10 protein-coding genes are annotated in these 14,461 nt (G+C 41.7%); 4 read left to right on the top strand and 6 right to left on the bottom strand.

Translation table 11 applies throughout. The features are described from left to right. Nucleotides 1-48: 48 nt before the first annotated feature. The 6 genes from JWG44_RS00245 to JWG44_RS00270 form a co-directional block, all read right to left on the bottom strand. Complete coding sequence (locus JWG44_RS00245) at nt 49-1,194, bottom strand: Acg family FMN-binding oxidoreductase (protein WP_205272956.1); 1,146 nt, start codon at nt 1,192-1,194, stop codon at nt 49-51. Nucleotides 1,195-1,308: 114 nt separating this feature from the next. Then, the gene (locus JWG44_RS00250; RefSeq protein ID WP_232371404.1) at nt 1,309-1,674 is read right to left on the bottom strand and encodes a response regulator; all 366 of its coding nucleotides are present in this window, start codon (nt 1,672-1,674) and stop codon (nt 1,309-1,311) included. Then, nucleotides 1,675-3,222, bottom strand: coding sequence for an MASE3 domain-containing protein (locus tag JWG44_RS00255; RefSeq protein ID WP_205272957.1), 1,548 nt, complete (start codon nt 3,220-3,222; stop codon nt 1,675-1,677). Between the two features lie 311 nt (nt 3,223-3,533). Next, complete coding sequence (locus tag JWG44_RS00260) at nt 3,534-6,065, bottom strand: ATP-binding protein (RefSeq protein WP_205272958.1); 2,532 nt, start codon at nt 6,063-6,065, stop codon at nt 3,534-3,536. A 409-nt stretch (nt 6,066-6,474) separates the two neighbouring features. After that, a complete protein-coding gene (locus JWG44_RS00265) occupies nt 6,475-9,036 on the bottom strand; it encodes a cation-translocating P-type ATPase (RefSeq protein ID WP_205272959.1) in 2,562 nt (853 codons plus the stop codon). A gap of 145 nt (nt 9,037-9,181) precedes the next feature. Then, a complete protein-coding gene (locus tag JWG44_RS00270) occupies nt 9,182-9,622 on the bottom strand; it encodes an Hsp20/alpha crystallin family protein (protein ID WP_205272960.1) in 441 nt (146 codons plus the stop codon). Between the two features lie 252 nt (nt 9,623-9,874). Between JWG44_RS00270 and JWG44_RS00275 the strand changes: the two genes are divergently transcribed. The 4 genes from JWG44_RS00275 to JWG44_RS00290 all read left to right on the top strand — a co-directional run bounded on the left by JWG44_RS00275 (nt 9,875) and on the right by JWG44_RS00290 (nt 14,134). Beyond that, on the top strand, nt 9,875-11,824 hold the full coding sequence (locus tag JWG44_RS00275; protein WP_232371405.1) for a PAS domain S-box protein: 1,950 nt from the start codon (nt 9,875-9,877) through the stop codon (nt 11,822-11,824). A 2-nt stretch (nt 11,825-11,826) separates the two neighbouring features. Next, nucleotides 11,827-12,561 carry a LytR/AlgR family response regulator transcription factor gene (locus tag JWG44_RS00280; RefSeq protein ID WP_205272961.1) on the top strand — a complete coding sequence of 245 codons (735 nt, stop codon included), beginning with the start codon at nt 11,827-11,829 and terminating at the stop codon, nt 12,559-12,561. Between the two features lie 204 nt (nt 12,562-12,765). Beyond that, complete coding sequence (locus JWG44_RS00285) at nt 12,766-13,452, top strand: Crp/Fnr family transcriptional regulator (RefSeq protein ID WP_205272962.1); 687 nt, start codon at nt 12,766-12,768, stop codon at nt 13,450-13,452. A gap of 28 nt (nt 13,453-13,480) precedes the next feature. Further along, nucleotides 13,481-14,134 carry a nitrogenase component 1 family protein gene (locus JWG44_RS00290; protein ID WP_205272963.1) on the top strand — a complete coding sequence of 218 codons (654 nt, stop codon included), beginning with the start codon at nt 13,481-13,483 and terminating at the stop codon, nt 14,132-14,134. Nucleotides 14,135-14,461: the final 327 nt, after the last annotated feature.

The raw sequence follows: 14,461 nt of genomic DNA on the forward strand, positions 1-14,461 counted from the left end.
TTCTTAATCATTTTTTTCACAGGGCGTCGTATTTTTGAAAATTTTAGTTTAAAGAATCACTTGTTCGAGCGATCGACGCGGAGAATAGGGCATCGGCCGAGAGTATCCGAAACGAACGATGAGTTGAGGATGGGCTTTTCCTAAGTTTAAGTGTTCTCCGAGTTGCGCGCGGAGTTTGGGAATTTCGGCGGGTTGATTCATAAAGGCGGACTTGACGTTGAGAGAAGTGGCGAGTAACGTCCAACGTTCGAAAGCGCGTCCGACTTCGATCCATGCTTCTCTATCGTTTTGTTGAGAAGTAAAGACCAGTATCCCGGCGGAACTTCGGATTAATTTTTCATCTAGATTTCCTTGGCTTTTTCCGCTTACGATAGCGTCCATAAGAAATTGACCGAACCAACGAGGAACTGAAGGATTTCCGGTACAAATTGTCGCAAGGCCGTCTCCTTTTTCGATCGCTTCCGATTCGCTGAATCGAATCCAATCTTTGAGTTCCCTGTAAAACGCCGGATCGGAAATTTGGATTTGATCTCCTTCCTTTACGTATTCTATCAAAGGTTCGATTTGTTTTTTATCGGTAAAGATCCGAGTTTCGATCATCTCTGCTTTTGAAATGGATTCTAATTTTTTTAATTCCGAAACGGATAGGGCTTTGCCGTCGTATTCGTTTCGAGTGGATTGTCTTAACGGAATCGCTTGAAAAAGAGTTTCGTTTTTGTTTGAGATTCCCTTGCTACCGAGGGTGATCCGGATACAACCGTTTTCTTCCTCCGCGGGGAAATATTCGACTTTCGGAATGTATCCTGCCTGTTCGGAAGCGATCAGAAGATTTTCGAGCGCACAACCGAGACTGATATAGAGTTCCCGATCGTCCGGATCCACAACTTGAAGTCTGCGCGTGAAATCCGGAAAAATCCGGATCGTATTTTCTTTGATGGAGAATTTCCAGGGTTGAGAATTGTGCCCGGAAGGAGCGAGTGTCGCATAACGCACGATGTCCAACATTTTTCCGTCGATACCGGAAATATCAATAAAGGATCTTGTTCGAATTCGATCGACTTCGTCTCTGTAATCGAGTCCTCTACAAAGGGGAAATGAGGAGGTGAGCGCCGCTCCGGCGCCTAAAACCGCGGCTTTTGCGAGAAAATCTTTTCGAGTCAAACGGACCGTTACGGCCGGATTGTGTGTAGGCATTCTTCCTGATTCCTTTTTGGAAAAACTTTCTCGGATTTCGTTTAATAAAAATTATTCGAGGTCGGTTTAAAGAAAACGATAAATAGAAGAACGATTCAAGCAAAATCCAGGTTCCTATATTTTGGATTCGATAATTTCTTTGATCTGATTGATTTCGACGGGTTTTAGCAGATAACCTAAGGGATGGATACTTTCGGCTTTTTCTTTTGTTTCGAGATCCGTATAACCGGTAACAAAAATGATCGGAATCGATTGGAAGGAACGGATTTGTTTCGCGGCTCCAATTCCGTCCATAACGCCGCCTAGGTTGATATCCATGAGGATGACGTCGGGCGGATTTATTTTTACGCTTTCGATTGCGGTTTCACCGGTTGAAACGTGATCGGTAATTTCATAACCGAGCCGTTTTAACTCTTTCTGCATAAGAAGCGCGATTAAAAACTCGTCCTCGACGATAAGAATTTTTATCTGAGATTTCATTTAAACCCGCGGGACATATTGATCGTTTTTGAATTCTAGTTTAAAAGAAAAGTTAGGCTGATTTTCGATCGATATCTTTCCGTGGAGTTGTCCTTCTCCGATTCCGTAAATCAATTTCATACCGAGTTTATCGATATTTTTCGGATCTACAGGATTTGAAATCCCGATTCCGTTATCGGAATATTCGAACAAGGTTTGACCGGACTTCAGTTTTTGAATCGTAATTCGAACGAGTCCGGAAGCCGGATCCGGAAATGCGTGTTTTAAAGAATTGGATATCAGTTCCAAAAGGATCAAACCGAAAGGAATCGCAATGTCCAACAAGACCTGCTGATCCTCGATCTCATAAAGAATTTTTAAATCCTTTGACACCGTTTGATTTCGTGAAAGTACATATTGGATTAACTTTTCAATATATTTCCTCAATGAAATACTGGAAAGATCTTTTGATTCGAATAGGATTTGATGTACGATCGAGATGGTTTGGATACGTTCTTCCGTCTTACTCACGAGTTCGTCAATGTCTTCGTTTTTGATATAATTCCCGGCCTGAAGGTTGATCATACTGCGAATCAACTGCATTGTATTGTTCGATCTATGATAGAGCTCCCGAATTAAAATTCCTTTTTCGTTCAAAGATTGGATCAGTTTCTTTTTAGAATTCTCGTGTTCCACGATTTCGTTTTCGAGTCGATTGTTGATAAAAAGAAGGGAATCGTAGGGTTGATTTACCGAGGCGATAAAGATACATTTGTAAATCAAGTAGAACGCAACGATCTTATAGATATGTCCGAGTACGCTATAAGTATCGAATACGTTTTTGTAGATCGTCATCGAAAAACCGCAAAAAATAAAAAGGATTAGGGCCGATAAAAGATATTTGAGATTGTTATCGTTTGAATTCAGATAAATTTTTGTGTGAATTATCAAGGAAACGAAGTTTAAGAATATGATAAAATACTCAAGATTGATTTTAATTTTAGTGAGACCGTATTCCTGTTTATAAGTTTCCGGCAGATTCTCCTGATGAAAACTCACGAAATAAAGAATTATAAAAGAAAACGAAAGGGAAAAAAATAAAAGCCAAAAGCCGTTGATCCGAAGCGAGTTTTTTTTCGTATAAAAAAATGAGCTCAATAGAATTCCGACCGCGGTTACGATTCTCGCCATAATCCAAAATTGTGTGGATTTGTTTGGAGTGTTCGGAGTAAGCAAATCGGACATTCCGGAATAGGCCAGCGCGTGCATAAAGTCGATCAAACCGACGGTTAAAAAGGAGACGGCGATAAAAAGGGAATGATAATCCCGAGTCCGTTTGTATGTAAACCAACCGAGTCCGAAAATCGAAATGGACACCGTGATACTAAAGACCTCGGCGATATTATGAAATACAAGATAGACGGGAGTTGTTACGTCGTATTGAAGAAGAGAAGGAAGGTTCTGGATAACGAGAATTGGAAGAGAAGCAAGGATGATCAACGCTAAAAATTGAAGGGAAAGCTTTTTTAGAGAAATCGAATTCATTCGATTCGGAATATTTGAGGTCATTGTTTTCAACTTGTTTCTATCTTTTTTATGAATCGTAACCTGAATCCAATATAGGACTGCGATTTCAGATCATTCCGCGTATTCGTTTCCTATTGATTTGAAAACGAATTTATTAAAACAAAGGAAAATAAACAAATTATTTCGTTTGTCCAGTATTAAATTTGCGGAACCGCTTTCTCTTATATTGACGAAATGAAATCTTAAAAATTTTCTTGGAAATCGATCTCTGGAGATTCCCTCCGGACTGAGACGACGGCAACGTTCCTAAGAATGTATCGCAAAGAGAACCGCTTGAGTGACAAGGGAAGGTCTTATCGTTTGCGAACGATCAACCACTCGTAGATCAATTGTTCGATATTCTTCCTATAATACGGTTTTGCTAGAAACCCGGACATACCTGCTTCCTTACATTTCGCCTTGTCTTCTTGTAAAACGTCCGCAGTAATCGGAATGATGACCGGTTTTTTTACGATCTTCGGATCGCTCAGAATCCACGCGGAAGCGGTGATCCCGTCGAGATGGGGCATGTTGATATCCATAAAAATCAGATCAAAATCTTTTTTTTTCGTCTTTTCCACGGCTTCTAAACCGTCTTTTGCGACCTCGTAAGAAATATTCAATTTACCTAAAATACGAGCCAGAAGAAAAACGTTGGTATCATCGTCTTCTGCGATGAGAATTTTTGTATCCGGTGCAAGTTCCGAAAGATCGAATTCTTGATTTGGTTTCTGTGTTTTGCCCGAACTCATTTCGGATAACAGAATCGTAAACTCAAACGTGGAACCACCGCTTTTGTTTTTAAAAGCGCGGATCGTTCCTAACATCAGTTCCACCAATTTTTTTGATATCGCCAATCCGAGCCCGGTTCCTCCGTATCGTCTTGAAATACTAGAATCCAACTGAAAAAATTTCTGAAAGAGAAGATCGATTTTTTCTTTCGGGATTCCTATTCCCGTATCGACGACTTGGATCGTGTAACGGATTTGCCCGTCGGGTTTAAGAATTTCGGAATCCAGGATCACTTCGACTTTTCCGGAATCCGTAAATTTGACGGCGTTGGAAAGAAGGTTCGACAGGATTTGTTTGATTCGATGTTCGTCGCCCATTGCGGAATTTATAAAATCGGGGGCGTAAACAACGTTCAATTCTAAACCTTTTTGAGCTACCTGATATTGAAAAATTCCCCGCATTTCCTCCATAATCATCTTCCAGGAAATTTCGCCGATTTCGAGTTCTATTTTATCGGCTTCTAATTTAGAATAATCTAAAATGTCATTGATGATTTTAAACAAGGTTTCTCCGCTGCTTTGGATGAGACTTCGGATCTGTTCTTGGTTTTTATCGAGAGGTGTGGATTTGAATTGTTCGATCAAACCTATGATTCCGTTTAGAGGCGTTCTGATCTCATGACTCATCGTCGCGAGAAACTGCGATTTTACTTTGTTTGCGAGTTCCGCTTCGTTCCGGGCCTTTACGAGTTCCTGGGTTCTTACTTGAACTTGAGTTTCTAAGTCTGTATTTTGTAATTCTTTTAATTTCATCAACTCACTGTGAGTCTGAAGACTTTCTTTCAGAGTGGATTCCAACTCGATCGCCAATCGTTCCGAATTCGCGATCGCCTTTGTGAGTTTTTTTGCAAGTACGCTCGCTTGCAAAAGGATAAAAAGAATTACTCCTATATTCGAAAAATATCCGGTAGAAATATATCCCAGAGTAAACAGGATATCGTTGGCGACGGTGGCTGAAAAAATGAGATAAGCTACTAAAATTACAAAAGCCCCTTCCCGATTTTTTCTCCAGGCTTTAATCATATAAGGACTTAAACCGAGCGGAAGAAGTCCGATGAGCGTGAACTCGACTTCCGAAAATTTTGTGAATACGTTTACGGGTAAAATCAGAGCAAGGATAAACGTGGAGAAAACTCCGATCGTGGAATAGATAAATTTGCTCGAGACTTCCTCCGGAAAAAGTGCTTTGATAAACATACACATCGAAATTCCTATCGTGACCACCACGAAATAGATGATTCTTATATAAGTATCAAAACTCATGTTTTGAAAAAAGAGGAGCAGCGTGTGATTTTCTCCGCTGAGTTGTCGGAAAGACATCAGGATACAAAAGAGCGAGAAATATAAGTATTCTTTCGAACGGGTTCGAAAAAGAAAGATCATAAGATGATAGAGTCCGACCAGACAGATGGATGAAAAACTTGCGATTTCGACGAGAAAATGTCTTATCTGCGTGTCTCGAATTTGATTCCATTCTCCTAAATACAAGGGACGCCAGAAACCGTGGTTCTCATGGTTATAATTCGAAATCCAGACTACGATCGTGATTTCATCTTGTATAAAACCGATATTGACTCGGTCGGGTTTGACGGCGGGGATCATACTTTCGTAGCTCGTTCCTACTTGACCGACCTTTGTTACGGATTTTTGATTCACAAAAATTTCAAATGCTGAAAGAATTTCGGTCCAGCTGATTCCGTAAGATCCTGGAAAGGATTTCGGAAGTTTGATTTTGACCCGATAGGTAGCCTTTCCGAACGGTGTGATTTTTTTTTCCGGAATCTTATAAAATTTCCAATAGGACGGTACGGGATGATAACCGTCGCAGTGTTCTTTCCAAAAACTCTCATCCGCATCCGGAGGGATCAGCCGGTCCCAACAGAATTCCCAGTCTCCTTTTAGGTTTACAATTTCAACGTTCGGATCCCAATCGGAAAGATTCGTTTGACCATTTTTAATTTGAATCGTATTTTTTTCTTCAACGTTGTTACAGGAAATATAGAACGATAAAATCAAGAAGAGGGGTAGGAGAAATTTAGAATTACTGAAGCGCATTTGATTTTGTTAAGAGAATTCGATCCTTTCAAACATACGATCGGAGCGGAGAATCATACCCGTTGATGTTCTTTTAGATTATTGCAAAAATTTACAATAAGGGAAATGTTTTTTAAAATTCTTATATCCCGGTTCTATAAAACGAATACGAAAAACCGCCAAACTACAAAAAATGATTCGGCGGTTTTTAAGACGGATCTATCGTTCTAATTCTTTCACTTTCTAAGAATTAAAACATTTGGTGAAATCGAGTGAGACTGATACAAGGACGTCCGGATAAGATTCAAAGTGCCGACTCGTATCTTTATCCAGGAAACGGGCTCAAGGACCGGAGTGAACGTATTTGAGTGAAAAATCCTGGAAGAAGAATCGATCTTATTAAACTGCTTCAAGGAAAAATAAGAAAAAATTATTCGGATGATTCAATACCGCCGTATTGTGACCGGATCTTCTTTACTTCCCAGAGGAGACTTACGGTTAGGCCGAGCGCGACCGAGGAGAATACGTCGATCCAGGAAATCATTACGAAGCCGAAAAGGTGAGTCAACAGATCGACGTGAAAGATAATCGTTAGGATAAGAATCGTCAAAGCGCTGATCCAATAGAAAGTCGTATTCGATTTCGAAAGAACCTTATAAAAAGGAAGGTCTTTGGAAAGATGGATCAGAATCATTCCCAAATTGGAAGAGACTAAACAGAGAAAAGCCATAGCTCGGATTTTTTCAAATGTCCAGTTTTCGTGTTTACCCCAATAGGAAAGACCGACGAGTACGAATAAAATCAATCCACCCCTCAGTAAGCTGGCCGAAACGTTCTGAAAACTCATAAGACTGTCTTTTCCCCTTCGAGGAGGAGAAACGTAGATATGTTTTTCCGCGTCCACTCCTTCGAACACGAGAGTACATGCAGGATCGATTATCAATTCCAATAATAAGACATGGGCCGGGAAAAAATACAGAGGATCTCCGGTAAAAACGGGGAGTATGGACATACCAATGATCGGAATATGGACGGAGATGATGTAGGAAACGCTTTTCTGAATGTTCTCGTAGATTCTTCTCCCGAGCATAACCGCCTTTACGATCGAGGAAAAATTATCGTCTAACAAGACTAAGTCGGAAGCCTCTCTAGCGACGTCGGTACCACGTTTGCCCATGGAGATTCCGATATGGGCAGCGTGTAAGGCGAGGGTGTCGTTTACTCCGTCACCCGTCATCGCGACGGTTTCTCCTTTACTTTGAAAACAACGGATGATTTTTAATTTTTGATGAGGTCTGATTCTACAAAAGATACGAACGTGATCCAGACGGGAAACGAGTTCGTCGTCGGAGAGGTTATCCAGCTCGTCTCCGCTTATGACGGTTTCGGAACGATCAAATCCGATTTGATCCGCGATGGACTTTGCGGTTCCAGCGTGATCGCCGGTGATCATCACAACTTTGATACCCGCGTGTTTACATTCCGAAACGGAAGCCGGAACCGATTCTCGGATCGGATCTTCTAAAAGAATCAAACCTAAAAAATCGAAACTAAGGTCGTGTTGATCTTCCGGGATTCCCCGAGTTTTCGATTTCGATTTTGCTACTCCTAAAATTCTAAAACCTTGAGAAGAATATTTTTCGACGACGTTTCCCCATTCGTTTAACAATTCTTCCGAAAAGTGACAAAGATCGAAAATTGCTTCGGGGGCGCCCTTGGCTCCGATAAAAAGGACGTCGTTATTTTCCCGAGACAACCACGCATAACTTAGCGCCATCAGTTTCGGCGAAAGAGGGTATTCTTTTTTTAACTCCCAATCGAAGTGAATGTGTTCAGTTCCTGAAAGAAAGGTGATTCCCAAATCCAGAATCGCTTTTTCCATCGGGTCGTAAGGATCTTTTTTCGAAGCGAGAAGCGCAAACTCAAGAAGAGAATGAAACTTCTCGGGGATTTCCAAAAGTTTGGAATTACATTCCAGATGTTCGCCTTCGCAATACAAACCTCGAACCTTCATATTATTTTCGGTGAGGGTTCCCGTTTTATCCACACAAAGCACGGTAGCGGCGCCTAACGTTTCAATAGCGCTTAGTTTTTTTGTCAGAACTCCGATTTTGGAAATTCTCCATGCGCCTAACGAAAAAAAGACGCTCAGAACTACCGGAATCTCTTCCGGCAAAACGGCCATCGAAAAGGTAAGACCTGCAAGAATGGCTTCCAGCCAACGTCCGTGACGAAGTCCAAGACCTACGATTAGAAAAACACAGAGGACTCCCGCAAACAAAGTAAAGAAGATCGTAAATCGTCTGATCTCCGCTTGGAGGGGACTTTCAGATTGGGAAATATTTTTCAACTCCTTGCCGATCTTTCCGATTTCGGTGGAATCACCGGTGGCGGTAACTCGAAAAACTCCTTCTCCAGCAACAACCGTACTTCCTGCAAAAACAAAGGTTTTACTACTTGCAGAATTTTGCATATTCTCTTCGGAATCGGCCGCGGATTCTTTTGGAATGCTCACGGACTCTCCGGTAAGAAGGGATTCGTCGACGTTTAGGTTTAAGGAGAATGTTAAAAACCCATCGGCGCAAACCCGGTCTCCTTCCTGGAGAATGATAACGTCGTCGGGAACAACTTCTCCCGAAGGAATAACGGTGACCTTTCCGTCCCGGACCGCTCTCGCTTTGAGCGGGGCGAGTTCCTTTAAAGAAGCGAGCGCGTTTTTGGATTTGTTGTTTTGATAGATCGTGATGGAGATGACCGCGATCACCGCGATCGACAACATTGCGGCTTCTTCCAGATTTCCGAGAACCGCGTACAAAATTCCGCAGAGGATGAGCAGCGATAACATAGGCTCGGTAATGACGGAAAGAATCACTTTCCAAAAGGATTCTTTCTGACTGCTGAGTTCGTTCGGACCAAAACGTTCGAGTTTTTCGGCGGCTTCTTTCGAGCTGTGACCCTTAGGTAAATTTTTTTCGGTGGAGGGATTGGACATGAATGAGTTCCGGTTGGTTAAGATTCTGATGATTTAGAATAAAAGGAGAATGAACAACGCGGTCAGGATGAAATCGAATCATCGGAATGAAACAAAAAAACGACGCCCCCTAGTAGTTTGAAGGCGTTGAGGTCGACGATAAGAATTATTGAACTCCGATCTGAACGGGACTTGTTTTTGGAGTTCCTTCTTTTTTAGGAAGACTCAATTTGAGAACGCCGTTGTCGTATTTTGCGGAAATTTTGGATCGATCAACACTATCCGGTAGCGTAAAAGAACGGCTAAAGGAAGAATAGTTGTATTCTCTTTTGCTGTATTGTTTGTCTTCTTCTTTGTTTTCGGATTCTTTTTCCGCGCTGATCGTGAGCATTTCTCCGTCGATATCGATCTTAAAATCTTTCTTGTCCAAACCCGGAGCCGCAAAGTCCAGCTCGTAGCCGCTCGGATTTCTTTTCACGTTTACTGCAGGAACGTGCGAGACCCAGTCGTTGTGAAAAAGCTCATTCCAATCGGGCCAATTACGGAAGAAATGATCCAAACCGGTAAGACTCTGAGACCGATTGGAATGTTTTGTAACACTATTCATAAAATTCTCCTTCGATAAAAGTAGATTCTAAAGATATAACTTCTTTTTTAAACGTGGTCAAGGGGTTATAGGAGAAACGTCGAAAATCGGAGCCAAACGGCAAAATCACAGGGAGTTTTTTTCAGCGGAGAATGGAAAACGGGAAATCGCTGGAGGAAAAAGGGAATCGAAAAAAATTGGAATTCAGTTTACAGGAAATCGCCTTTGCGATATTTCTTATCCCTTAAGTCATGAATCGAAAAGAAAATAAACATGGGACCGATCACCGATAACTTGGATCGAAATTTCGAATTTATAAAAAACGAGCCCAAGGAAGTCCAAATCGTATTCCAGATATTGGGCCTTTTTTCAAAAGTTGTCTCCGGCAAAATGCGCGCAGATCGGGCCCTTGCAAATGTTTTAGAAAGAATTTCCTCTTTGTCGAACTGGAGTCGGGCGGAAGTCTGGGTGATCGACGACGCTTCCAAGTCCTTTTGTCTCCAAGCCGTCCACAGGACGAATCAAAAAATCGAAGAATCGTCGGCAAAGGATTTCAAAAAAGTTTCGGTTCCCGCTTCGGAAGGATTTCTTTTACGAGTATTCGGAGAACAAAAAAGTATCTGGAGTCACGATCCCAAAGACGAAATCCGATACGAACACGTTAGTCGCTCCTTGGATCCGATTACTAAAACCATATTTGGGATTCCCGTCCCGATGAATCAAAAAAAAATCGGCGCCTTAGTTCTATATTCAGATCGGATCAAAACTCCCGAAGAAGAAAGATGGATCGAGAGTGTCGCTTATCAATTGGGCTCACTTTTACCGGACACGCAGGAAACTCAGTTTCCTCAAGGGAACGAGGAAAAAATCGGGCAAGTTCTCGAGAATATGCCCGTTATGTTTTTTTCAGTAGACGAACAATTTCGGATTCTTTCCTGGAATCACGAATGCGAGAATGTGACCGGTTACGCAAAAGAAGAAGTTATCGGAAAAGATCGATTTTTCAAAGACCAGCTTTTAGGATTTCAAGAAGACGGTAATTCAACCGGATTCTATCATCAGAGCGTGGATTCCGATTTTAAGAATTGGGAATTGGAACTCAAATCAAAGGCCGGAAAGACAAAAACGATTGCGATGTCCAATATTTCGACGGAGTTTCCGATCGCAGGTTGGAAACACTGGTTTGTCGGAGTCGACGTTACTCTTACAAAGGAAGTGGAACGAAACCTAAAAAGTTCCCTCAAGGAATTATCCGATTTTCATACGGCTTTGAACGCGGTTTCGATCGTTGCGATCACGGATCGGCTTGGAAATATCATCTATGTAAATCAGAATTTTTGCAATATCAGCGGATATACTAAAAATGAACTCTTAGGAAGAAATCACAGAATCATCAATTCAGGTTATCACCCGAAAGAATTTTTTACCGAACTTTGGAAGACGATTTCGAAAGGAAAGATTTGGAAAGGGGAGATCAAAAATAAATCCAAGGACGGTAAGTTCTACTGGGTGGATACTACGATTTCTCCGATTTTGGACGAAAACGGCAAACCGCATCAGTATCTTGCGATTCGAAACGATATCTCGGAACGAAAGGAAACCGAAGAAAAGGCGAGATTGGCTGAAAACAATCTCAAAACGTTACAGGATCGAATGAGTCCCCATTTTCTGTTCAACACGTTGAGCATCATTCATTCTTATTTGCAGACCAATTCCGAACTCGCAGATTCGGCGATCCTGATGCTTGCGGATAATTACAGATTTCTAATAGACAACGCGCAAAGAGCGCTCATCCCTTTCGACGTCGAATGGGAGTTTATGGAGAATTATATGAAACTTCTCAAACTCCGATTCTCCGATTTTTTGGACATCGAGGTAGTAAAAAAGGGCGACTTTAGCAAATGTCAGCTTCCTCCTCTCACCTTACAACCGATCGTCGAAAATTCTTACATTCACGGAATTCGAAATCAAAAGGGCGGCGGAAAAATTTCGGTGGAAGCTACGATCGAAGGAAACCGTACTCGAATCCGAATTCGGGACAACGGAAAGGGAATCGAGAACACCGAAAATTTCTATTCACGAACCCTAAACAATATATCGGAACGTCTTAAATTTTATCTTTACGAATCGGAAGTAAAAATCGAAAATCACGCCGATGGAGGAACGATTGTCACCGTGGATTTTGATACGCCAAAAAACGAACAGTTGGGAAACTTAAACTGAAAATGGCAACACCGAATAAAGAATGGAAGGCTATCATTGTCGAAGACGAGGCGCCCACTCGAGAGTTACTGATCAATTTTTGTCTCTCTCGACCTGAATTAAAACTTTGTAAAGTAGCAAAAGACGGAGAAGAAGCCTTTCAATTTCTGCGGGAAGAATCCTTTGATTTGGCATTCTTAGATATCAATCTTCCCGTAATGTCCGGATTAGAAGTTCTCGAAAAATTGGAAAATCCTCCTTACGTGATTTTTGTCACCGCCTTTCGCGATAAGGCGATCGACGCGTTTGAGTTAGGCGCTCTTGATTATCTTTTAAAACCGTTTTCAAAGGATCGATTTTTTAAGGCAGTGGATCGTGCGATCGAGTTTCTTCAAAACAAAAGAAGTCAGAATTCGGGAAACGTATTCAACGAACACGGATTGTTTATTTTGGAAAAGGAAAATTATTTCCTAGTTCCTTATGCCGATATCATCTACATCGCATCCCGGGATAATTTCAGCGTGATCCACACCGAAGAAAGGGAATATATCACATACAAATCTTTGAAGAGCCTGGAAACAAAACTTCCTTCCAGCCAGTTCTTGCGGATTTATAAACAGTACATCATCAATCTCCAGAAACTTTCCCATCTCCAGAGCGATACGATGGGGAACTACGTAGTCTATCTTAAGGACGACGACGAGACCCAACTTCCGGTCGGTCGAAAATACATCGCTAAAATCAAAGAACTGCTCTGAATTTTCGAAAACGCCTTAAAATTCTTCCAAACGGCCGTTCGGAGCCGTTTCCCGATTTTTGGATCCCTTTCGAATTTTAGAATTTTAACCCTCTCAATCCGCAGAATACCTCCGTAATCCGCCGCATATCCCCTGGGTCATTGACTGGATTGCGAAAGTCCTGTATAAACATTCTCAACAAGAATGGAAAGGAATAGGAAGAATATGAGCTCACTCACAATATCCAAACGTGTTTCCGAAGAAAACGAAGTTTCCCCGAAGAAAAAACGTCTCGAGTTGGTTCCAAAGTATGAATTAACCGATTCCCAAAATACTAAACATTTTGAGAAGAACGCTCTTCTTTTTTCGGAGGGAGATTCCTCCAACGGATTCTATATCGTTCGCAAAGGATACGTTCGTTCTTTCAGACATTCTAAAACAAACGACAAACAACAAACGTTTAAGATTCACTACCCGGGAAGTTGGGTAGGTTTTAGGGACGCGGTGATGGGCGGAACTTATCGCCACGACGCGGTCGCGCTTGAAGATACGGAAGTACAATTCGTGTCTCAGTTTGAAATTCAGGAATTATTACATACCAACCGCGAGTTCAGCGATATGGCGTTCGACAAAATGACGCAGGAATGTGTGGAAGCCGAAAACAAAATTTATTCGATGGGAATCCGTCATACACACGCGAAGTTATCCGAATTCCTTTTGGAAAGAATGAAAGAAGTCGGAGCGGAGATCGAACTTCCTTTTACAAGAGACGTACTCGCGTCCATCATAGGCGCGACCACCGAAACTTTGGTAAGGGCCCTTTCCGATTTTAAATGCAGAGATTGGATCGAGATCGAAAAAAGAAAAATTCTAATCAAAAACGAAGCGGCCTTGGAAAGTCTTCTCGATTAAAACGCGGAAATTCGATCGTTAAAAGTAAATGGGCAAAAGACATTTTAGCAAAACTGTAAGTTTCCCCGTAAATCAAGTCGAACTCAAAGGAGACATCGTAGTCCCCGAAGGCGCGGATTTGCTAGTGGTCAATGTATTGGAGGAGGAACATTCTAGGTTTGCGGATCGATTGAAAAAACTTTCCAACGCGTTAAACGGGAAAAAAATCGCGACGTTCTTTCTCTACGGACTTTTGACCGAAAAAGAAAGACAAATTTCAATCAACAGATTGGACGAAGAACTCCTATCGGATCGCCTAATCTCCGTTACTCATTGGTTAAAAACTCAAGATCTCACAAAGGATATGAAATTAGGATATGTCGGTTTGTCGGCGTATGCCGAAAGATTTTTCAAAGCGAGTCTTAAGCTGAAAAGTCAGATCGAAAGTTTCGTTTTTATCGGAGAAATCCCGCCTCTTAATATCGTCTTTTGTGAAGTTCCGCTTCTCAATATCATCGGAGCTTTGAATTCGAAAGGAGCCGATTCCAATCAAGGCGGGTTTATGAGAATCGATTCTCCCCAAAAAAAAATGAGCCTGATCGCCGGTTCCCCGAGTCATTTCGAAGATCCTCAAAAATGGAATTTAGTGACCAAGGCGACCGTCGATTGGTTCTCCGCTCCTGAATCCAGGATGAAGGAATAAATTCGATTCCCTTCCGCCTGTGGAGTCTTCATTCAAAGCCGAAAAAAAAAGAAATTTGTAGAAGCTCCTACGAAGACCTTTCCTGGAACCGACTTTCGTTTTTTGAGAGATGGAAATCGTCGAATGAAAATGGGGAGTTCCCACACTTTTCACGTTTTCGAATCAATCTTTCAAATTTTCGAAGTCAGATCCCTGGATCCGGCGCGATCTTCCGAAAAAGATATATAATTTGACATAAAACTAAAAATCACAATCTTGGAAGTCCGGCATCTGAGGATGAGTTTTCGATTCCGGATCCGGATTTTACAGACGGGAAAATTACGAATC

This window comes from Leptospira ainazelensis, from assembly GCF_016918785.1.
In the GTDB taxonomy this organism is placed as follows: Bacteria; Spirochaetota; Leptospiria; order Leptospirales; family Leptospiraceae; genus Leptospira; species Leptospira ainazelensis.